The sequence below is a fragment of the Teredinibacter purpureus genome, assembly GCF_014217335.1.
Taxonomy (GTDB): domain Bacteria; phylum Pseudomonadota; class Gammaproteobacteria; order Pseudomonadales; family Cellvibrionaceae; genus Teredinibacter; species Teredinibacter purpureus.
The window spans coordinates 4338403-4361617 of sequence record NZ_CP060092.1; the positions used below are offsets into that span (position 1 = coordinate 4338403).

The following is a 23215-nucleotide window of genomic DNA, read 5'->3' on the forward strand; positions in this document are numbered from 1 at the left end:
GCCCTTATTGAGAACCGCTATTATGACAACTTTTTATTCTATTCTACGTCAACTGCCACCCATTTTATGCGCAACCCTATGCTTACCCGCCTTATTACTGGCTGGATGCAGCCAGTACCAGCTCAATATCAATAACCGTATAGTGTATGACCCTCTCGAATTTCGTCAAAGTATCCGTTTTGCCGACACTGCGCTAGAGGTGTGTGTAAAACACGTACTGACTGAAATGAACATTACATCTGCAAGCCAATTGCGACGCTTACAATGCGGGCCAGGCCACATTCAGTCTCTAGAAGGCCTCGAAATTTTTATACACTTAGAGCAATTTGCCGCAGCCGAAAACAACATCAGCAATATTACGGCGCTGAAAAAAATCGCGGGGCTCACCCACCTTAATCTCTCCGGAAACAATATTATCGACGCCAGCTCACTAAGCGCTCACGCTAAATTAAGGCTTGTGAATATAGAGGGGAATGTAAATCTGAAATGTGAAACCTTGTCGCAGCTTAATCAGCAGGCCGAACTGGAATTGAACGCACCCGAACACTGCAGCGCTAGGTCACGCTAAGTACGCGACAATCTATTCAGCGCGGGCAAACATTAAACCAATAGTATTGCGAGTGGCGTGCATCACCTTCATCGTTACAGGCTCATCATTAATTGGGCCTATAACCTTTCTAAATTTCACCGACACAATGGTTCCCACTGGGGGGGTTGGGTGGTTTTCCACGCTCACTTGCGCGCCCCCATCGGAAATATCACGCGCAAAGCCAATGATTGAGCCAAACGCAGGGTGAATGATTTCAACACGAATCGATGTTGCTGTACGCTCATATTTCCGCCGCTCATCCACCAAAAAAATCTCCTTTCACACACTATTGTTGTTGTCTAGCTACCAACGCTACTTTACGTACTTTTATAAGCTTAGCCCACAACCAGAGGTTTGAAAGCACCCCCTTTTAAATGCCTTTGTGCTTATCCACAAAAACTGTGGATAACTCTGTGTGGAATCTCTTTACAGTCGTCTCTATGAACCACGTTTTGTACGCCACGGCCACTTTGATGGCAATTTAATCAATTTCAATTAACCTATAAATATCAATAAGTTACACTTACATACAAGCCTTTAAGGCTTTTTGAATGTTTTTTGACGCGTTTATGTGGCTTTTCGTAACGGCATGTGGAAAAGATTAAGAAGAGACTTTGCGGGACACAAGAAGAAAGTAGTTACTCACTTCGGTAACACTCACAAATTTCGCCTAGAATCAACTCCACACAAAGAAAGATACACACGCCAAAATTTGACGCTATGACGCCCTTTTCAACAGCGGAAAGCAAGCCTGTTACCCGCCATCAAACAATGGGTAACATACTTAGGTGTGAGAAAGAGAAAACCAATCCGAAGGTGTCGTCTGATTGGCGTAATAGATAGGCAGAGCGCTAGCGTGCCCCTCAAGTGCAAGCTTAACTTTCGCTAAACTATTATTTTTTTCACTCATATGAGCGACAACAAGATGCTGAAGATTAGGGAGTTGTGCTAAAGATAAGAAGCTCGCCGCTTGGCCATTACTCAAATGCCCCCAATCTCCCCCAACCCTTAATTTCAAAGAGGGAGGATAGGGGCCGAAAGAAAGCATTTCTGGATCGTGATTGGCCTCCAGAATCAAACCATCGCAATAGCTATAAGCTTGTAGTACGTGCGGTGTTATACAGCCTAGATCCGTCAATATGCCTAACCGCAGGCCCTCACGCTCAAATACGAATTGTGATGGTTCGCGGGCGTCATGAGGAACAGCAACAGGCAACACGTTGATATCGCCAATCTCAAATGGTTGGTACCCCTCAATTAACTTTGCATTTGGCAACACACCGTAATCTCTTGCCATGCGAGTTCCTGGCGTCATATACACTGGCATCTTTAACTTTCGCGCGGTAGCCCCAACACCTTTACAGTGATCCGAGTGTTCATGGGTCACAATCACGGCGTCCAAATCAGTTGGGCTACACCCAACCAACGCCAAACGGGCGGTTAATTCACGCAAAGTAAAACCACAATCGAGAAGGATTGTGGTTTTACTGGTGCGTATAACGGTAGCGTTACCCTTGCTGCCACTGCCAAGGGTTGCAAACTGAAAGCTCAAGTAATTATCGAACTTATATAAGGTTCTTTCGCAATAATCGGAGAAAATCTTTCGCTATAGCCTCGGGAAGACGATCACCACGGTGATCTCGTATATTGACTAATAGTTCGGTCGCACGTGGATGAGCCACGATAAAGTAACCCTGAGCCCCTTCTAATTTTTTACCGCTGAATACAGCACCGTCAATGGATTCGAAACGCGCTTTAGCGGCGTCTGTAACACTAAGATTTTTCAATAAAACCGACAAGTCATAGGGTGCGGTTTCGGGTAACCCTTCTGTGCTGCTCCAAAACGCTAAGCGTCGGAAAAAGCCTACGCCGTCTTCGCCATAGGGGCTATAACCCACATAAATTAAACCCAAGTCAGAGTTAGACTCCCAAGTTTTATAGCCTTCTTTATTTGCAGCATGGACCAACGTGGCCCAAGCACGGTCAGTAGGTAACTTAATGGATAAAGTGGGTTCATTCTCAAACCGAGTAAAGCCCGCTTTAAGCTCACCACCCACATTCTGACCAAGTAATGAGGCCGAATTGTTATCAACTGTTTCCGCCAAGGTGGTAGCCAACTCTTTTAACAACCACGCTTCTCTATCCTCGTTATCGGATTCTGTTGGCCAAGGAACCCCTGGGTTTTCCTTCGCCTCTTCACGCGTACGCTCCATTTGCAGTACGTGAACCTCTGTGGTTTCCGGGTGAATGCCTTTTGCCAGTTTTATTTGGAAACGAACGGCATTTATTTCATCGTCGTTAAACTGTAGCCAATCCGTTTCAATAATACCCGCAGCGGCATTGCTTAATACAACGTCCAAATTGTATTGAGACAAGAAATATTGTGTTCGAGGCCACACCTGTGCGGTAGACGCGTTCAAGTATATCCAACGATTACCCCCTAGCTTCTGAATTTTTACGCCAACCTCACCTTTATCACCTAAAGGTAAAGGGCGAGGTACTTCGTAGCCATCGAGTGTCACCGCATCGCCGAACTCATCAACAGCCTGAACGGGAGGAATACGGTACATTTGCTCGGAAGGCACGGCTTGAACACCGTCTGGCAACGTTAATGATTCTATGGGAGAAGCACTGACGTAATCACCACCACGACTGCGGAATACGCCCTGCTCGCCGAAGAAGGCACTGCATCCACTTAGCGCTACCAATGAACTCAATAAAGCCACTTGGCAATAACGACTCGAAACATTACTAAAATTGAACATCATATTTTATTACTTATGGTCGATGTAAAAACACCTTAACTGCGTAATGCATTTAAGGTGTCGTCAGTGGTATTAAAGTGTAACGCCCGCGTCACGCATGGCTTGCTCTAATATACCGCGATAAGATTCTGCTAAGGGTGTAAGTGGCAACCGAATAGCGTTACCCATCAACCCCATGCGTGCTACCGCCCATTTAACCGGAATGGGATTGGCCTCCAAAAACAAGGCACTATGTAACGACGCTAAGCGCTCATCGATTTCACGCGCCTCTTCGACCTTGCCTTCCAACACCAGTTCACACATTTTTGAGGTTAAGTCAGGTACGACATTAGCCGTTACGGATATTTCACCACATCCACCTAAACGCATAAATTCTAACGCGGTGCCGTCGTCACCGGATATAAACAAAAAATCATCCTGCGTAACCGCTTGTAACGCTTGCAACCGCTCCATGCTGCCAGTTGCTTCTTTAATACCGACAATATTATCGATAACGGCCAATCTTGAAACAGTCTCAGGCAACATATCGACCGCCGTTCGACCCGGTACATTGTAAAGCAGCTGCGGTATCGCAACGGATTCGGCGATAACTTTATGATGAAGGTACAACCCTTCTTGTGAAGGCTTGTTATAGTAGGGTGTGACCAATAAGCAAGCATCGGCTTTAGCGTCTTTCGCTGCTTGAGTGAGTTCTAGCGCTTCGGACGTAGAGTTAGCCCCTGTACCTGCAATTACCGGGACCCTACCCTTCACTTGGTCTACGACTTTTCGAATAACATCGGCATGCTCACCCATGTTTAAGGTGGCGCTTTCGCCCGTAGTGCCCACCGCAACAATAGCGTGAGTACCTTTTTCAATGTGCCACTCGACGAGCTTATGCAAGGCATCCCAATCGAGCGAGTTATCCGCTTTCATTGGGGTCACGAGTGCGACCATGCTGCCTCTAAACATAAGATATCTCCGCTAATTCTGGGGTAGTTAAAGTAAGGGCGTCAATGGTACTGGCGCAAGCGTTCACACTCAACTACTAACGCGCCTAGCGCCGTAATAAAAGCGTGTTTAGGCTACTCTTTAAGGCGATGGATTAGGATAACGCTGATGGATAGCCTCTATTGCCACTATAACCTCGTCACTCAACGTCAATTCCACGCTCTCGAGGTTACAGGCTAACTGTTCGACGCTGGTCGCGCCGACAATATTGGATGTTACAAAGTCACGACTATTCACATAGGCTAACGCCATTTGGGCAGGGTTTAACGCGTGATCTCGCGCTAAGCACACATAAGCGCCTATAGCGTCCTCGACATTCGCTTTACCGTAACGCGTAAAACGATCGTACAAGGTTAATCGAGCCCCTTCAGGCTGCGCCCCATGTAAATATTTACCGGTAAGCACACCAAACGCTAACGGAGAGTAAGCAAGCAACCCTACCTGTTCGCGTATCGAAAACTCCGAACAGCCCACTTCGAAAGTTCTATTCAGTAAATTATAGGGGTTTTGAATACTGACCACTCGAGACCAACCTTTTTCCTTCGCAATACGTAAATACTCACTTATACCCCAAGGTGTTTCGTTAGAAATACCAATGTGTCGAACCTTCCCCTGTTCAACTAATTCGTGCAACGCCGATAAGGTTTCCTCTATGCTTACACCGTCGTCGTTACCATGCTCGTATCCCAATACCCCAAAAAAATTGGTCTGCCGTTCGGGCCAGTGCACTTGGTACAGGTCCAGATAATCGGTTTTCAGACGCTTAAGAGAACCGTTAATGGCCGAGAATATTTGATCACGTGATAATCGAGCACCATTGCGAATATGGTCCACGCCCGAATTCCGTTCGCTACGGCCAGTGACTTTAGAGGCCAGCACTAGCTGATCTCGTGCGCCCCGGTTTGCCAACCAATTTCCCATAATTTCTTCAGATCGGCCAAACGTTTCAGGGCGTGGAGGCACCGAGTACATTTCCGCTACATCAAAGAAATTAACGCCTTTCTCAACCGCAAAATCCATCTGAGCACACCCTTCTTGCTCTGTATTTTGCTCTCCCCACGTCATACTCCCCAAACAAATTTCGCTGACGTCGATACCAGATCGACCTAATTTACGGTATTTCATGAAGCGGGCCTTACGATTAAGATATCAATGAATATGCCGATTTTCGGTCAAAACAGGCAAGGCTAAAAACTAAAAGAACAAAGTGCGGCTAGCTGAAAAGCGAAAACCGCTAGGGGCACGACACCTGCCTAGCGGTTTATAAAAAAAGAGCCAACAACGCTCTATTCCGTTACCGGCTCAACCAAGGGTAATGACACGAGCGGGCTCAAATCTTCTTCGTAGTCCACGCCTTCAAACCCGTAACCAAACAACTGCAAGAACTCCTCTTGGTAGCCCTTAAAATCAGTGGTATCGAAAAGGTTTTCTTCTGTAACTTTCGCCCAAATCTGCTCAACTTTATCTTGCACGCTAGCGGACAACTCAAGCTCATCAACACGAAAACGGTTGGCATCATCTAAGCGAGGCGTATCGCTATATAAACACTCAGAAAATAGGCGGCTTAATTGCTGAATACACCCTTCATGACTACCCTCTTCTTTCATAACCTTAAATAAAATAGAAAGATATAACGGCATGATAGGAATGGCCGAGCTCGCCTGCGTTACGACGGCTTTTAATACCGAGACATTGGCACTACCACCAATGTCGGACAATGAGGCTGTAATGGCTGTCGCGGCACGATCTAAATCTTCTTTGGCTTTACCGATTGTGGCGTGCCCATAAATAGGCCACGTCAGCTTTTCCCCTAAATACGTATAAGCGACCGTTTTACAGCCGTCAGCCAACACATTCGCCTCACTCAACGCCTTCATCCAAAATTCCCAATCGGCACCGCCCATCACTTTTACGGTGCCAGCAATTTCTTCTTCATTCGCGGGCTCAATAGAAGTTTCGGATATTTTTAGCGTATCGGTGTTCAACCCTTTCGACGTGTACGTTTTGCCAATAGGCTTTAACGTGGAGGAATAGACGTCACCCGTATCGGGGTCTTGGCGACGCGGAGATGCCAAGCTATAGACCACCAAATCAATTTTGCCCATATCGGCGTTAATTACATCAATCGCGTTTTTACGCGCTGCGTGCGAGAACGCATCGCCATTCATGCTTTTCGCCCATAAACCAGCCTCTTCTGCAGCCGCATGGAAGGCTGCAGTATTGTAATAGCCTGCGGTTCCCGTTTTACGCTCACTCGGCGCTTTCTCAAAAAACAAACCCAAGGTTTTAGCACCGCAACCAAATGCCGCGGTAATACGTGAAGCCAAGCCATAACCTGTAGATGCGCCAATTACCAATACATTCTTTGGACCATTTTCGATAGCAGGCTGAGATTTAATGAACTTGATTTGTTCCTGCACACTGGCGGCACAGCCTTTCGGATGAGAGTTGGTACAGATAAATCCACGAACTTTTGGTTTGATAATCATACTGTTGTCCTGAGGCTATTGTTTTTTAAGCAGATTCTTCAAGCACCAAGCTGTACCGCTATACGGTATACTAGTGCTTTCGCAGCCGCGCATTATACCTGAACCAACCGTAACGCATAATTACAATGTTTGAACTACGCTACAAAACCAGCCCAATCTGGACACAAACCGTACTAGCCGATTTCGATGCTTTTTTGATCGATCATGCCGCCGCCGAAAAAAAAGCGTCGGGAATGGCCAATTCAATGGTGTCCCACTACCCAGACAAGCCTGACATTGTTACGGCAATGATCGATCTGAGTATCGAAGAAATGGCTCACTTTCGCGAGGTGGTCAAAATCCTGATGAAACGAGGTTTGCAACTCGGCCCCGACACGCGCGACCCCTACGTCAACGCCTTACGCCAGCACTCTCGCAAGGGAACCGATGTTTACTTGCTCGATCGACTGTTACTTGGCAGCGTGATTGAAGCGAGAGGCTGCGAACGTTTTGGCTTAGTCGCAGACGCCCTTCCTACAGGGGAACTGAAAGAGTTTTATATCGCGATTACCGAATCGGAATCTCGACACGAAGACTTATTCGAAAAGCTTGCGCATAATTACTTCCCAACAAAGGTTGTTAACCATCGGCTGAATGAACTACTCGAGCTAGAAGCGGCAATTGTGGAATCTCTCCCGATTATTGCGGCCTTGCATTAATGAGTAATGTGGGCAAATACCTTTCCCGTTACAGCGAACCGGAAGCCCATGCCCTCCTCGACTTTCCGCCAACCGTATTTGAATATTGCGTTGTTATTCCGGTTCGAGACGAAAAAGCCTATTTTCTACAGCAATTTGTCGAACGTTTTTCCGACAACACCAACCCTATACTGCTAATACTGGTTATCAACCAGCCCAACACCCAATACGATACGACGCTTAATGCTCAGCTCGCAGCTAAAGCCAAAAACGTATTTGCACGCACGACCTGGTGCCACCAACATTTAAGTTTACACAGCCATAGCAACTGCCATCTACTCATCGTTGATCGATATAGCCGCACACCCATTCCCGCCGACCAAGGAGTTGGGCTCGCGAGAAAAATTGGTGCCGACATTGCCTGCTCGCTCTACCACACACAACAACTCAACAACGCTCTGGTGCTTTCTACTGACGCCGACGCACAATTGCCCTCTCACTACTTTTCTGCGTGCCAGCAACACAACCCCCAAAACACCAGTGCAGTAGTTTTCGATTTCACCCATATCAAAGATACAGACGACCAAAACGATCCGTGTTTTAACGCGACGCAGTTATACGAAAAAGCCTTAAAGTATTTTCGTCGCGGCCTAGATTTCGCAGGCTCACCTTACGCGTTCTACACTCTTGGCAGTACACTTGGGTTTTCTATTGAACAATACTGTCAAGCAAGGGGCTTTCCTAAACGCGCAGGCGGTGAAGATTTTTATTTATTAAATAAACTCGCCAAATTGGGCACCGTGCACTTCCAACACGAAATTTGTATTAGTATCACCGCGAGAGAATCAGATCGAGTGCCATTCGGCACCGGCCCAGCCGTTGCTAAAATACGGCAACTCGACAATCCATCAGAAGACTATTGCTATTATCACCCCGCTGTTTTCTCCTGTTTAAAACAATGGCTAGCGTTGCTCCCTACATTCTGGGCCGCGCTCGACACTGGGGAGAACCCCGCGACGTGCATACCCGCCGCCCTAAACAGCGCTGCTAGAGCGGTCAACAGTGCAAAGTTTTTCGAACACGCCATTCGACAATGCCGAAGCTTCGACGCTTTTTGTAAGCAGTTCCATCAATGGTTCGACGCATTTATCACCTTAAAATTTATACATCATCTACAACAAAGCCTCTACCCCGCTCAACCATTGCTGCCCTCCATTCAAACGCTTAACAACCATATTAACGACAGTTGCCATGACTGATTTTTACGAACAAGTTATGCTGCTCACAGTATCGCTCTTGTCAAACGGCCTCTCGGCAATGGCAGGCGGCGGCGCTGGCTTACTGCAACTCCCAGCGCTCATTTTTTTGGGTTTGCCCTTTTCCATGGCGTTAGCAACACATAAAATTGCGACCGTTGCGCTCGGCGCAGGCGCAACCTTAAAACATGCACAAGAGCGACATACCCGTTTACCTTTCGCCCTATTAATGCTGACCGCAGGTTTGCCCGGCGTAGTGCTTGGGGCCAATACTATATTAAGTATTCCCGAGACCATTGCCAAAATAGCGCTCGGTGTACTAACCATTAGCCTTGGCCTCTATTCTTTTTTTCGGAATAAACTGGGCCAACATTACCGGCCTAAAAACCGAGGCTGGAAAGGCTACATAGTAGGTGCTTGCGGGCTATTTTTATTAGGTTTTTTCAATGGATCGTTAACATCCGGAACGGGGCTTTTTGTGACTATTTGGCTCGTAAGCTGGTTTGGCTACGACTATAAACGAGCGACCGCTTACACTATGATTTTAGTAGGATTGTTTTGGAATGGTACCGGCGCACTAACCTTAGCCTTACTGACCCCAGTAAAATGGCCTTGGTTGCCCATGTTACTTCTAGGCTCACTTATTGGGGGGTACGGCGGCGCCCATATTGCCGTCAAATACGGAAATCCTTTTATTAAACGAGTCTTCGAAATAGTCACCATTTTGGTCGGCATTTCATTAATTATGAGTGCTTAACCATGAATAAACGCTTTTTGCTCGATCCTCGTAACATTTTTACCGCTCTCGATAACATTGATGACGAAAAGCCTTCGTACACGCTCAATCGTCGCGAAAGCCAACGAAGAATATTCTGGACACTCGCCTGCGTCTCTGTTTGCTTACTCTCCATTCACTATTTAAAGCTGTATTCAAGCTTGCAAGCATTTTTAATTCAGTTGGCGCATTGGCAAGATAAACCCAGCCATTACTGGGCCGCTCAATTTAATCGCAGTAGCTATATGCAACTCATGTCCTATAGTTGGTGGACCTTCTGGCATATAATTGGCTACGTAGCGCTACCCTACCTTGTTATTCGATATAAACTAAAAGAAAATTTTTCGAGTATGGGATGGCGCTTTGCCGATACGGCTCAGCACTGGAAAGGCTACGCACTCTTACTATTACCCATATTACTCTTTGTTTTTTTAGTGAGTTTTCGAGAAGACTTCGGCAGCCACTACCCCTTTTACAAACAAGCTGGCCGTAGTTGGTTTGATTTTTTTGCGTGGGAAATACTCTACCTAACACAATTCATTTGCCTCGAATTTTTTTTTCGAGGGTTTATTCTCAACGCTCTTCGTCCCGCAATAGGTGCGAATGCTGTTTGGATAATGTGCGTACCCTACCTTATGATCCATTTCCCTAAACTCTGGCCTGAAGCCGCAGGCGCCATTTTATTCGGATTATTTCTAGGGATTCTCGCGCTTCGATCTCGCTCAATTTGGGGTGGTTTTTTTGTCCATGCGGGAATAGCCGTCAGCATGGATATCGCATCGCTCCTGCAAAAAAACGGGTTACCCTCTCAATTTTGGCCATAATCTCATAATAGTGATCAGCAACGCCTTGACACAAATGCGACTAAGTAGCCGCTAAAATACTCAATTAACCGCCATAACTCTAGAGATTCACCCTATGAAATACCTTAAGTGTACGCCTCAAAAACTACTGAGCCTGCTACTGATATTCCTGGCCGCAAACGCTTTTTCAAAAAGCCCAGTAGAGACCTACGGCCATTTAGCCGTTGTAGGCAATAAAATAGTTGGCAGCCAAGGCAATACCGCATCTCTAGCGGGGCCAAGCTTCTTTTGGAGCAATACTGGCTGGGGTGCAGAAATATTTTATAATTCAGATGTTGTTCGCCACCTAAAAACCGAATGGAACGCTAGCCTAATTCGCGCCGCTATAGGCGGAGAAGGCCCTGGCGGCTACAACGAAGACCCTAAGGGTAACTACCAGCGAGCCTCTGCGCTCGCCGATGCCGCCATCGCAGAAGGGCTCTATGTTATTATCGACTGGCACACCCATCATGCCGAAGATCGCCCAGATCTAGCCATTGAGTTTTTCTCGCGCATCGCTACTCAGTACGGCAAACATCCCAATGTTATTTATGAAATCTATAACGAACCACTCGATAACACCGACTGGAAAACGACCATCAAACCTTACGCAGAAACTGTAATTGCCGCAATTCGAAAAATTGATCCGGACAATTTGATCGTCGTTGGCACCCAAACGTGGTCACAAGATGTTGATATAGCCGCTAACGCGCCGATCACAGGTTACGATAACATCGCGTATGCACTACACTTTTACGCTGGTACTCATAAGCAAGAACTTCGAGACAAAGCCGAAATTGCACTCAACAAAGGTATTGCGCTAATGGTCACCGAGTGGGGTACCGTTAATGCCGATGGCGATGGTGATGTCGCGACCGAAAGTGTTGAGGAATGGCTAACCTTTATTAAGAAACATGAACTCAGTTTTTGTACGTGGTCTATGCACAACAAAAAAGAAGGCGCCTCCATATTAAAACCCAATACTAAACCCGACGGAAAATGGACCGATGACGACCTAACTAAAAACGGTTTATACTTGAAAAAAATTATTTCAAACTGGTAAGAGATCCTCACAATGAGTAGCTTGCAAGACCAATTATTAAACGCTGGGCTGGTAAACGAAAAGACAGCCAAAAAAGCCAAAAAAGACAAGGCGAAAAAAAAACGCGTTGATCGAAAATCGTCACAGCCAATCATAGACGAAACGAAAGAACAGGCAAAAAAAGTACTGGCCGAAAAAACAGAGCGCGACCGCCAGCTGAACGCTGAACGTAATGCGAAGGCCCAACAGAAGGCTATTCTGGCTCAGATACGACAACTAATTACCACTAATGCGATTCGACGAGACGGTGACATTGCGTTTAATTTTAGTGACGGCAAGCTAATCAAAAAAATCTATATCAATGGGAAGCTACAAGATCAATTATCTCGAGGGCAAATAGCGGTAGTGCGTTTGGACGAAGGCTACGAGCTAGTGCCAGCCGTTATTGCGGAGAAAATATCCCAACGCGATGACGGCGCCATTATTTCACTCGCCGAACGAAACAACACTATTGAAGACGACGACCCTTATGCCGACTATCAAATTCCTGATGATCTAATGTGGTAAACCTCTAGCGATTACGGAACACGTTACCACTAAACCGTAATCGCTCTTCCCTTAGCTCAAGGCTGTAAACCGCCTGACAGCACCCACAAAAGCTACACCGCAAGATTTTTATCGAGCCATAAACGCATAAGCACCTGCAAACTATAAACTCGCAATAACCACAAATAGCGCTCCGATCGTCGTTAATCACCACGCCCCTCTCAAGCCTTTATACCCATTAATAACGACAAAAAAAAATTTATAGCCGTACCTTCACATAGCCGATTTTCGATCAATGTAGACTTAAAATTGTCACCAATTATTAAGCGCCATACAGGCGGCTATAGTTTCGCACCAAAAAAATGCTGGCGGTAACAACCACGCACCCTTTAAGCCCGTTTTGTAACGATATTTGTCGTGTTAAAAATACTTTGTCAATTGCCATCACCAACACACCGGAATATCAGCGGGTTTGCGCGCCATCTATATCCTCCGTAATTATTGGTCTAATTCCTGCTATACGGTATTTAATTAACGATAAAAGGATACAATCATGAAATCTATTACGCTGTTATTGTTGATGTTTTTCGCCAGTGAAACGCTCGCCCTAACAATGGGTGATGCGATTAACGTCGCAGGCCGTCAACGAATGCTATCGCAGCGAATTACCCAGTCATTTATTCTTACCGGCATTCAACCCGAAAATGTGCGCTACCAAAAACAGCTACGCAAATGTGTCGCTGAATTCCAAGTTAATCTCGACAACCTACTCAAAATGCGCGAGGCCTCCCCTCTCATGCGCGATTTGATCGACGTTCGCGAACAGTGGAATACCTTCAAGCCTGTCGCAACCGGGCCTGTTTCCAAAAAAAATGCCGCCAAACTTAACGACATAAGTATCACGCTCCTAACCGCTGCCCATCGCTACGTAGGAAAACTCGAAAAACTGGCCAATTCCTCTAACGCCGAACTCGTTAACATTTCTGGACGGCAACGCATGTTGTCACAACGAATAGCGAAGAACTACCTCGCCTATTACTGGCAAATAGATGACGGCGAGGCACTGCAAAACCTTTACTCCGATCTCGCTGAATACGAACTAATGCTGAAATACCTGAAAGAAAGCGACATCAATACTGACGATATTTTACGCAAAATCCTCAAGACCGAAGGTCACCTCGAGTATGCCTCCAAAGGCTTCGATGGCGATATGACGCTAAAGGGAGACAGGCTCATTTTTGTCATTACCGGCACGACGGATATCATGCTAAGAAATATGGACGAAATTACCAGAATGTACGCAAAATTGCTCGATACACAGGATATTGCCATTCGCTGACACAAACTGTGCTAGCACCTAAGTACCAGCATCTAGATCAAGAAACTTACTTTTATTTAAGTCTCTACATTTACCGCGCCTAAAAGGCCTGAGCATTGGCTCACCCTCCCTTAAACCCCCTAAAATACTGGCCGTCAGGCCAGTACAGCAATTTCGATCCTTCCAAGAGAAACAACAAAAAAGAAATATATAGCGCCAATAAACCTCTAGCAACGTCTATTGTAATCGGTTACACTCGCGCCACCTAGGTTGAATATAACGCCATATGGCCACTAATCAACCTACAAAACTAATGAATAACTACTGCGGGAGCATTCCTGCCGTTAATTAGGCCGTTATGCGAACTATTGGATGTGCTCATTACCTCTATCGAGTTGATTGCCCCCTCCAATTCTTTCACCGAAAGAGCCTCTAACCAGCCCTACAGAACGCTATGTATTTTTCAGCAAGCGAGCTGACACCACTTTTGAATCACTGAAAAAGATAACAATATGAGGAAGCGCAATATGCTAACCCCCCGTAGGATCCTAACTAGGAAGAAAGCTCTGGCAGTCGCCATAAGCTGTGCGATGTCCAGCACACCGCTTTACGCACAAGACGGAGTCCCTAACCCTTCAGAAGAATTGTTGTTTGAAGAAGAAGTTCTGGTAACGGGGGTGCGCGCATCTCAAGCCAAGGCCATCGACATCAAACGCAACTCAGCTAACGTGGTCGACTCAATTGTTGCAGAAGACATTGGTAAAATGCCTGACGTTACCATTACCGATTCACTTCAGCGTGTGACGGGCGTGCAAATTAGCCGTGAAGCCGGTGAAGGTACCGTGCTTAACATCCGCGGTATGCCGCAAGTTCTCACCACACTTAACGGTGAGCAGTTCCTTAGCCCTTGGTCGATTACCAGCGTACAAGCCAACTATTCTGATGTGCCCGCGGGCATGATCAGTGGTGTGGACGTTTACAAATCGCAATCCGCTGCTGCTTTGGCCGGCGGTATTTCCGGCGTTGTGGATCTTAAAACGCTAGACCCATCCTCATTGGATGCTGGCTTTACGGGCCGTGCACGCATCGAAGCTGGCATGGGTTCTCGTTCAAACGAAGAAACTAAAGCAGACGGTTCCACCAGCCTGCGCGACCCGGACACTAGCCTGGCTGTTGTACTCGGATATAACAACGACGAAAACTTTTCTATTGTTGGTAGTGCCTATATTGCGAACTCTTACGCCGCCAACTACTCCATGTGGGAAACACAGGCTCTCGCGTTTCTCGATGAGGAAGGTGGTACACCTACCGATCCTCTCGATTTAGACGGTGACGGCGATCTCTTGAACGACTGGTATATCGTGCCCGAACAATACGGTGCCGGTAGCAACTTTATGGAGCGCGACCGCCTAGGGGGTTCGATTAGTGCCCAGTTTGACTTCAACGACAACTGGTCAATTCGTTCAGACGTTTTCTACACCGAAATGGATCAATATGACCGCGGCGTAAAAGCAGGTTTTAACGCTGGCGAAACACCTTTCTCTTTCCAAAGAGACGATGCAGGTGAGGAGGGGGTTCCTAGCCAACGTCTCTCTGAAAACCTCTTTGACACACTGCAGCCAACCACTATCGTCGGCGATGGTGCCACCATCCACTACACCGATGTGAATGGTGTTGAGCAATCACCAGAACTTCACACATTACTCGTAGCCGATGTATGGGCCGCTGACTTTCAAACGACTTCATCGAATGAAATCAATAAAACAGCCGCCATTAACAGCAACATTGAACTTTCCTACACCAACAACGATAACGTGTCTGCAAGCGTCCGCGTAATACATGCCGAAGCCGAAAAACAGTACCGTAAAGCCTCTTTTCAGCAAGGCACCCCCGCATGGCTGTGGGTGGACGAGAATGATGTAGACGGTAAAGACCCTGTCGACGGTTACCGCGTTACCGTAGATTACACCGGCGATTACCCTTCATTTAGTTATGCCGATGACCTGTCGGATGCCAGCCTGTTAAAGCAGTATCAGGGCTTTGCTGAAGGCTACAACACCAACGCCGACCTAAGCGCCATACGCGCAGACGTGACCTTTGAATTCGAAAATGATTATTTAGAGTCTGTTCAAGGTGGTGTTCGTTACGGCGTAAGAACTGCGGACCACAACCAGTTTTACTACGTGACTCCCACTGGCCGTTACACCGACTGGGAAGATCCCCGAGTACCTGCCGACAAGCGCTACCGCTTACTACCCGGCAACCTTGCTTGGCAAAAATACCCCAACTGGTTGAAGTTCGATTACAGTGAAACAAACTCCAGCTTGATTGATGTAGGTGGCTTACCCGATAACGGTTTTACCGCAGAAGACACGGTTTCTTTTTCAGATTTTGGCCCTATCACAGGGTTTGAAAATGGCGTTGCCTCTCTCGACCCCGAAAACTGGGATAACCCCTACGCGTTCATGAACCGCTTGTACCCCGGCACGCGTACCGTTAACGACCCCGGCTATACCTATGGTGTAGAAGAAGCCTCTACCAACGCTTACGCACAGCTTAATTTCGCCAATGAATCCACTGGGCTATTCGGCATTCCGTATAGCGGTAACATCGGCCTTCAAGCCATTGTTACTGACCGTACTGTGGAAAAAAGTGTAGTGCCTGAAGTACTCGATTCGTTCAACTCTATCGGCTACGACGACTGGCAGAAAATTGCTTACGTTTATACCACTGAAACCTTCGAAAATAGCGCAACTGAATTATTGCCTTCTGTTAACTTAAACCTGTTTCCACATGACGACTGGGTAGTACGTTTTGGCGCCGCCAGAACCATGACCCGAAACGATTTGGAAAACGTAGGTTCAAGCTTGACGGTCTGGTTGCAGCAATGCCCTAAAACCGATGAAAATGGTGAGCCCGTAATGGTGCTTGACCCAACATCTGACGGTCAAGTTCAAGACACCGTTGGTTGCGTAGGCGGTGGTAATGACCGCGGTAACCCCGAAATATCCCCTTGGCTTGCTAACGTCTACAACACCTCGGCCGAATGGTACTTTGCTGACAACGCTATTCTGGGTGTTGGCATGTTCTTAATCGACGTTGAATCCTCGGTTGAAAACCTACAAGAGCAACGTAACTACGCGGATATGGACGGTATTAACCGTAATCGTTACGCCAATGTATGGACCACGCGCAACGTCGGTGCTTCTGATCTTTACGGTATCGAAATGGGGTACAAGCAACCCTTTACTATGTTGCCAGGCGATTTCTTAAGCTCAACCGGTATCGAACTTAACTACACCTATTCACAGAGTGATTCTGGCAGTGAAGATATTGAAGGCAACGCCTTCCCATTACCGTCTAACTCAGAGCATCAATCAAACCTTATTCTTTGGTACGACAAAGATGGCCTTAACCTACGTATGGCCTACAACTGGCGCAGCAAAGAATACCTAGAGCGTGCGGGCGTAAACTCAAACGCGACAGTACTGAATCTTGGCCGCTGGTTAGAACCAACAGGCTACTTAGATATTTCTGCCAGCTATTGGATGAATGAGAACGTTAGTTTCTTCCTTAATGGAACCAACCTTACCGAGACTAGCCGCAAAAGCTACACCCAGTTTGAGGACCAATTCCATTCATTATGGGTACAAGAAGCGCGCTACACCCTCGGTGTAAATCTCTCTTTCTAAAACAATACCTGACGCCTCGTCGACGCCGTCGGCGAGGCAAAAGAAACCAGATTTTGTGGAGCACAATATGAAAAATAAAATACAACTAATGGCCTTGCTCTCCGGCGCAGCGTTTTTACAAGCGTGTGGCGGTAGCAGTATGCTAGGCACCTCCGACAGTGACGATTTTAAGCTCACGCCCGATGTTGTCACAGAAGACCTAACCAAAGCACGCCCATCGGCTAATGCCCCGGTAATTCTCACCAACGACAGCCAGATTTTAACGCCTACGGGCCAGGAAGTTCTGCTGCGTGGTATAAACCTAGCCTTTGGTGATGACCCTCTCACCTACATTGATGCCATAGATGCAATTGCGGCAACCGGTGCTAATACTGTTCGCCTAAAATTACTGGCCGACACCCACCCCAGCAACCTCGAAGCCGCGCTTAACAAGGTTGTGGCTAACGGCATGGTGGCCGAATTAGTTTTATGGGACGACGCACTAGCCTGTAACGACGACGAAGCAGCTTTCGCCAATGCCGTTAACAACATTTGGCTAGACGAGTGGCTAGATGTTATTGCTCAAGACCATTTCCAGCCACATATTATGATTAACGTCGCTAGCGGTTGGGGCCCAGCCGATATTTTTAACGGTTATAGCACCGGCTACAAGATCTATATCGACAACTACAAAACCGCCATTCGCGCGTTTCGTAATGCTGGTTTTAATGTACCTCTCGTGATTAGCAGCCCAGGCTGTGGCTCCGATTACTTTGCTTTTGTCAGTGGTCGCGCGAAAGAACTTATGGCTGCCGACGACCAAGACAACTTGATCCTTTCCGTACACGGCTATGGCTCTCACTGGAAAACCGGCGCCAAAGCCATCGAAGCCATGGAGCTACTTACCTCGCAAGACATCCCCGTTTTAATGAGTGAGTTTGGCGGTTCCGGCGTAGGTGAAGTTCCCGTGCGACACAACGAGCTTATGGTGAAAGGTGCTGGCGATTACTCGCCTAGCCTCGATATTCCTTGGGAGACAGTTGACGATAAAGTTGCGGTCAATATCGCCTTAGAAAATGGCCCTGTTGATATTACCAACAGCGATATTTTCTTCGATGTTAAAGTTGCCGATGCCTACATCGACGATGGCAACATGGGCGTACAAGTTTACCTACGTGATGCCAACGAAAACTACGCAAACCTAGCGTGGAAAGGTGTAGGAGAATTTGAAAAAGAAAGCTGGAATACCTTTAAACACTCCGTTAAAAACACTTCATCTTTTGGGTGGGCTGCAGACGGCTTCGACCTAACAGCCGTAACCAAAATTGGTATTGAACTGGTCGCCAACAATAAGCCAGTAGACATTACCGGTGCTATTCAAATCGATAATTTTAAAATTATCGAAGGGAGTGGTTCGGTCGAGCTCGTGAGCCAATCGTATGACAGTGATGTACAAGGCTGGGATACCGGCTGGAACAACACCGTAGTTAGCTACGACGCCAGCGGCGCAGTTGCAATTGCACGTGAAGCGGGCAACGCCGACATTTCAGCTCAAAACTGGGCACTGCCTAGTTTCGGCGGCGAAGTGAACGTTAGCGCACGCGTGTTTATGCCTGCCGACTATGAAGGCTCTTGGCTCTACTTTAAGTTCTTTAACAGTGAAGGTGACTGGATAGAGTCTGGCAGTACGGGTAACTTTACTTACGGCGATTGGACTGAAGTCAGCTTCAACATGACCGTCCCAGCTGGCAGCAGCATGATCGGTATTCAAATTGGTAGTGTCGGTGTTGCCGATGGCGTGAGCATCACAGATTCAACCGCGGCTATTTTAATTGACGACATGGTTGTTGCAACCATTGCGACTAACGACTACGTTGAAGGTGAGCAGTTTAACGGCAGCTTTGACGCTGACGAAGAAGGCTTTGCCGCTCTAAGTTGGGGTGATTCTACCGCCGTTATAGCGCAAGACGGTAACTTGTCTATCGCGCTAAACAATGCAGGCGATGCCCGCATGACCGTGACTAAATCCAACTGGGACAAAGTCGACTTTTTAGACCTAACCTCCGAACCGCTTACCCTCAAAACCCGCATTCTTTTCCCCGCGAGCTTTGAAGGCCTAAGCTATACCTTCCAAATTTTCTTACAGGATAAAAACTGGGCCTGTCACTTCAACGCAGTATTGTTGGATCAGGACGCTATCACTCCTGGAGAATGGATGGATATCTCTCAAGTTGTAGACTTCCCTGTAAGCTGCGGAGCAGAACAAGACGATGGTTCATTACTCGATTTTGCTCGTGACGGCACACCACAGCATTTTGGTTTTGAAATTGTGGCCGCCGAAGGTACCGCGCTAACGACCGACGCTGTTCTAATGGATTACTTTATTGTTGAGGGTTTAATTCCTGTAGAAAAAGAAGATGTGGTTCTTAGCCTTGTCGACTTCTTCTACCTGCATGAATTCGAAAACCTAGCGGTTGACTACACCGACGGCGGTTTGGTTGCTGAAGGCTTACTAGACACCGCATTAAGCATCGAGCAGCGCAGTGCGCCCTTCTCTTGGATAGCATCGTCATGGTTCGGCAATACGCTCGAAGAAATGGATTTAGACATGACTTATACCGTTGACGACGCAGAAGATTTAACTCCTCGCGGTGACGAAATCGTAAACGGTAAAGGTGGTATTAAGTGGAACTAATGTTCGCTTAATCCCTGCTTAAACCGCAAAGGCCGATACGTTTCTACGTATCGGCCTTTTTTATGCGTATCTTCTTTTACGAGTACGCTCTACCAGCCCCATAGCCCAACACCTTTTATTACGCATTAACACCGCAACTTGTTGAACCCTCATATTCGCTGGTAAGCTTCAGCAAACTAACAACGCCTCTATTCATTCCCCTAAAGGTAGGAGGCCGCGTTAAACCTTCACGCCAATAAAATAAATAAGGCCACCATGTCCCGTCATATCGCCATAGTAGAAGATGAAGAAGCCATTGCCGCGAATTACCGCGATGCGTTACAGCGCCATGGCTATAAAGTCTCTCACTACAGCAGCCGCCCCGAAGCCTCAGAGGCTTTTAGTGCGCGCCTGCCAGATTTGGCGATTATTGATGTGGGTTTGGGTGATGAAATTGAAGGGGGGTTTGAATTGTGTCGAGACTTACGTAGCCGAGCGCCGGAATTACCCATAATATTCCTCACCGCTCGCGATAGCGAGTTTGACGTTGTCTCAGGCCTACGACTAGGCGCCGATGACTACCTCACTAAAGATATCAGCCAACCCCATATGCTTGCACGCATTACAGCGCTCTTCCGTCGCATAGACGCCCTGCAGCAACCGGTCATCGCCGAAAAAGAATTAGTACGCGGTAAACTCACTCTCAACATGGACAGAATGACCGCCCAGTGGCTAGGCAATATGGTCGACCTAACCGTTACCGAACTCTGGATTGTTAACGCGCTTGTACAACATCCCGGGCATGTAAAAAACCGACAACAACTTATGGATGCCGCTAACGTCGTGCTCGACGACAATACCATTACATCCCATATCAAACGCATTCGTAAAAAATTTAAAGAACACGACAACAGTTTTGATTGCATTCAAACCGCTTACGGCATGGGTTATCGCTGGCTAAGTGGTCACTAATCGACACGACTATCAATGAAACTGCGCAAACAGTTATGGGTTGTCAGCCTCATTACACTCACTCTACCGTGGGTGGGCTGCCAATATATTCGAGAAATGGAAAACACACTGCGCCAAGGCCAAACCGAAGCCTTAGGCGCAACCGCCCAAGCGGTGGCCGCGCGCCTAGGCAGCGACCCTCAAACCGTAGCAAGCTTAACTCAGCTTAACCCTCCTTCCGGCAGCGTCCCTTTATACGCTCACCGCTTACTGTCTGCCCCTATTATCGATGCCTACAATGACGAGTGGCTTGCGCAGTTTTACAGCCTTCAGATTTTACGGGGCGATACGGGTAACAGTGGGGCCAAAATAATAGCGGGCACAGGGCCCAACACGGAAAATGCACGATTATTTTTATTTATTCAAGTAAACGATCAAGAACGCCACTATTTTGACCCAACATTACCCTCCCCCTTACACAGTGACCACATTCTTCTCCATATTCAGCCCTCCACCACGGGCACGACTCAGTATCAACCGCTTGTTATTTACGCTACAGGTCCCGGCGACTTACAAACCGCGTGGCTGCGAGACGACGGCACTCTAGAGCGTGACTTCTGGGTTAGCGGCATATCCTCCGAATGGCGAGCAGGCTACCAACTGGAATTAAGTATCCCCCTAAGCTGGGCGGAAAAAGGCGTGGGCATTGAAGTATTCGACGCAGGAAAGCACAACACCCATCGACTTGAACGCATTGCTAGCAATCTCAGCCGAAAAAATACGGTCCCGCCACTGATAAACCAATCAGCAACACTGTCTCGCGAACTCGACATTTTCACCCGTAACGGTATACAACTGCACATTGCCAGCCGTGGAGGCCGGCCTATCGCCACGGCGGGCAGCCTTTCAACCAACGCCAGCCATCAATTAAATAACCGGCACTCATTTATCAACTGGTTCTATCGCACCGCACTAGGCACCGTAGGCTTACCCCAGCTGGGCGATAGTCGTGCTACAGGGCTTCTCGATACCCCCGAAATCTATCAGTCTCTTGGCGCTTCGCCTGCGCGCAATGGCGTCTCGCCACAAGGCTGGTACCAACACGGAACACATAAACTCGCCCGTGTTACAGCACCTATTTTCAATTTGAGCCAAAATGACTTACGCGACCACGGAGACATTAACGCCTCCAGCGCGAATATTCCTATCGCAGTTGTTGTCGCAGACCAGAGCGCCGATGGCCTCGCAAGCTTAACCAGTTCGGCCTTCTATAGGTTATTGTTTTACTCTCTCATCGTGACCTTCGCCGCTAGCTTAAGTTTAATACTGTACGCCTCCTGGCTATCTCTGCGCATTCGCCGCCTAAGCCTTGCCGCTGCCAACGCCATCTCAGATAGCGGTAAAATTGTAGATGAATTCCCCGTGTTTAAAAGCCAGGACGAACTAGGGGATCTTTCACGCAATTACGCCACACTGCTCATGCGCTTACGCGAATACACCAACTATTTACGCTCACTGTCGAGTAAACTCTCTCACGAACTGCGCACCCCTTTGGCCATCGTAAAATCATCGCTGGAAAACCTCGAGCATGAACCGCTTTCACCTCAAGCCACAACCTATGCCGAACGGGCCAAGGAAGGCACCAACAGGCTTTCTAACATACTCAATGCTATGAGTGCCGCTAGCCGCGTAGAACAAGCCATAGGCGCGGCAGAGCTCGAAACCATCCCTTGTGATGAACTACTGGGCAACCTAAAAGGTGCCTATGAGGATGTATACCGACAAGCAACATTCAAACTGAATATTCGCCACGACGAAGGGCCACTTAAACTGCTAGCCTCCGGAGAATTACTCGTACAAATGTTCGACAAGCTCGTCGATAACGCCGCTGATTTTTGCCCAAAAAACGGGAAAATTGAACTGGGCCTATATCGACAACGTAACGATATTGTCTTTACGGTTCATAATGAAGGCCCCCCACTCCCTAAACATATGCATGGCCAACTGTTCGATTCGATGGTATCCGTACGAGATAAACCCACTAAACCAGACAATGGCCAACATTTAGGCCTAGGCTTATATATTGTGCGCTTAATAGCCGATTTTCACCGCGGAGAGGTTCAATGCTACAACTTACCCCATAACAGCGGCGTTATGTTCGAAGTACGGCTCCCAATCACTTGACATTAATCGGCAAACACGGATAATACCGCGTCCTCAAACCGCACCTATCCTATTGTTAGTCGCGGCTTGAAACCAGAATTCACTTTACTAAAACAGATTTTACAGGAGCAAACCGGTGGCAAATTCACCCCAAGCAAAGAAACGCGCCCGTCAAAACGATAAGGCACGTATTCACAACGCTAGCTTGCGCTCCATGGTTCGCACCTATCTTAAGAAAGTTGTTGCGGCGATTGAAGCAGGCGACGCAGAAGCAGCACAAGCAGCATACACTGCAGCTGTTCCAGTGATCGACCGTATGGCTGACAAAGGCATTATCCACAAGAACAAAGCTGCTCGTCATAAGAGCCGCCTTAATGCACAGGTTAAAGCTCTGGCTGCATAAGCCTTTCGCTCATCAACCTAGCATCAAAAAAGGCCGACTATATGTCGGCTTTTTTATTGACTAA

The 23215-nt window shown here is 47.5% G+C and carries 19 protein-coding genes; 13 read left to right on the plus strand and 6 right to left on the minus strand.

Annotation, left to right across the window (positions count from 1 at the left end; genetic code table 11):
• Positions 1–22 precede the first annotated feature (22 nt).
• Positions 23–568 (plus strand): hypothetical protein, encoded by a 546-nt coding sequence (locus tag H5647_RS19320; RefSeq protein WP_052692224.1) that lies wholly within the window; start codon positions 23–25, stop codon positions 566–568.
• A gap of 12 nt (positions 569–580) precedes the next feature.
• Here H5647_RS19320 and H5647_RS19325 read toward each other — a convergent pair whose 3' ends face one another.
• From H5647_RS19325 to fabV, 6 genes are all read right to left on the minus strand, one after another.
• The gene (locus tag H5647_RS19325) at positions 581–853 is read right to left on the minus strand and encodes a PilZ domain-containing protein (RefSeq protein ID WP_045860656.1); all 273 of its coding nucleotides are present in this window, start codon (positions 851–853) and stop codon (positions 581–583) included.
• A 520-nt stretch (positions 854–1373) separates the two neighbouring features.
• A complete protein-coding gene (locus H5647_RS19330) occupies positions 1374–2141 on the minus strand; it encodes an MBL fold metallo-hydrolase (RefSeq protein WP_045860657.1) in 768 nt (255 codons plus the stop codon).
• 13 nt (positions 2142–2154) lie between these two features.
• Entirely contained in the window at positions 2155–3357 is a 1203-nt protein-coding gene (gene bamC / locus H5647_RS19335; protein ID WP_045860658.1) for an outer membrane protein assembly factor BamC, read from the minus strand.
• Between the two features lie 69 nt (positions 3358–3426).
• Positions 3427–4305 carry a 4-hydroxy-tetrahydrodipicolinate synthase gene (gene dapA / locus H5647_RS19340; protein ID WP_045860659.1) on the minus strand — a complete coding sequence of 293 codons (879 nt, stop codon included), beginning with the start codon at positions 4303–4305 and terminating at the stop codon, positions 3427–3429.
• A 120-nt stretch (positions 4306–4425) separates the two neighbouring features.
• A complete protein-coding gene (locus H5647_RS19345; RefSeq protein ID WP_045860660.1) occupies positions 4426–5469 on the minus strand; it encodes an NADP(H)-dependent aldo-keto reductase in 1044 nt (347 codons plus the stop codon).
• Positions 5470–5630: 161 nt separating this feature from the next.
• On the minus strand, positions 5631–6833 hold the full coding sequence (gene fabV / locus H5647_RS19350) for an enoyl-ACP reductase FabV (protein WP_045860661.1): 1203 nt from the start codon (positions 6831–6833) through the stop codon (positions 5631–5633).
• 125 nt (positions 6834–6958) lie between these two features.
• Between fabV and miaE the strand changes: the two genes are divergently transcribed.
• From miaE to rpsT, 12 genes are all read left to right on the plus strand, one after another.
• Positions 6959–7531 (plus strand): tRNA-(ms[2]io[6]A)-hydroxylase, encoded by a 573-nt coding sequence (gene miaE / locus H5647_RS19355; protein ID WP_045860662.1) that lies wholly within the window; start codon positions 6959–6961, stop codon positions 7529–7531.
• Complete coding sequence (locus H5647_RS19360; RefSeq protein ID WP_045860663.1) at positions 7531–8769, plus strand: hypothetical protein; 1239 nt, start codon at positions 7531–7533, stop codon at positions 8767–8769. The genes miaE and H5647_RS19360 overlap by 1 nt, the downstream gene beginning before the upstream one ends.
• Positions 8762–9523 (plus strand): sulfite exporter TauE/SafE family protein, encoded by a 762-nt coding sequence (locus H5647_RS19365; protein ID WP_045860664.1) that lies wholly within the window; start codon positions 8762–8764, stop codon positions 9521–9523. Before H5647_RS19360 ends, H5647_RS19365 begins: the two co-directional genes overlap by 8 nt.
• 2 nt (positions 9524–9525) lie before the next feature.
• Entirely contained in the window at positions 9526–10365 is an 840-nt protein-coding gene (locus H5647_RS19370) for a CPBP family intramembrane glutamic endopeptidase (RefSeq protein ID WP_045860665.1), read from the plus strand.
• A 94-nt stretch (positions 10366–10459) separates the two neighbouring features.
• Complete coding sequence (locus tag H5647_RS19375) at positions 10460–11446, plus strand: glycoside hydrolase family 5 protein (RefSeq protein WP_045860666.1); 987 nt, start codon at positions 10460–10462, stop codon at positions 11444–11446.
• Between the two features lie 12 nt (positions 11447–11458).
• Positions 11459–11992 carry a DUF2058 domain-containing protein gene (locus H5647_RS19380; RefSeq protein ID WP_045860667.1) on the plus strand — a complete coding sequence of 178 codons (534 nt, stop codon included), beginning with the start codon at positions 11459–11461 and terminating at the stop codon, positions 11990–11992.
• A gap of 532 nt (positions 11993–12524) precedes the next feature.
• The gene (locus tag H5647_RS19385; protein ID WP_045860668.1) at positions 12525–13310 is read left to right on the plus strand and encodes a type IV pili methyl-accepting chemotaxis transducer N-terminal domain-containing protein; all 786 of its coding nucleotides are present in this window, start codon (positions 12525–12527) and stop codon (positions 13308–13310) included.
• Between the two features lie 506 nt (positions 13311–13816).
• Positions 13817–16981, plus strand: a complete 3165-nt coding sequence (locus H5647_RS19390) for a TonB-dependent receptor (RefSeq protein ID WP_045860669.1) — start codon at positions 13817–13819, stop codon at positions 16979–16981.
• 67 nt (positions 16982–17048) lie between these two features.
• Positions 17049–19655 (plus strand): cellulase family glycosylhydrolase, encoded by a 2607-nt coding sequence (locus H5647_RS19395; RefSeq protein WP_045860670.1) that lies wholly within the window; start codon positions 17049–17051, stop codon positions 19653–19655.
• Positions 19656–19910: 255 nt separating this feature from the next.
• A complete protein-coding gene (pdsR, locus tag H5647_RS19400) occupies positions 19911–20606 on the plus strand; it encodes a proteobacterial dedicated sortase system response regulator (protein ID WP_045860671.1) in 696 nt (231 codons plus the stop codon).
• A gap of 15 nt (positions 20607–20621) precedes the next feature.
• On the plus strand, positions 20622–22769 hold the full coding sequence (locus tag H5647_RS19405) for an ATP-binding protein (RefSeq protein ID WP_045860672.1): 2148 nt from the start codon (positions 20622–20624) through the stop codon (positions 22767–22769).
• A gap of 115 nt (positions 22770–22884) precedes the next feature.
• Positions 22885–23151 carry a 30S ribosomal protein S20 gene (gene rpsT, locus H5647_RS19410; protein ID WP_045860673.1) on the plus strand — a complete coding sequence of 89 codons (267 nt, stop codon included), beginning with the start codon at positions 22885–22887 and terminating at the stop codon, positions 23149–23151.
• Positions 23152–23215 lie beyond the last annotated feature (64 nt).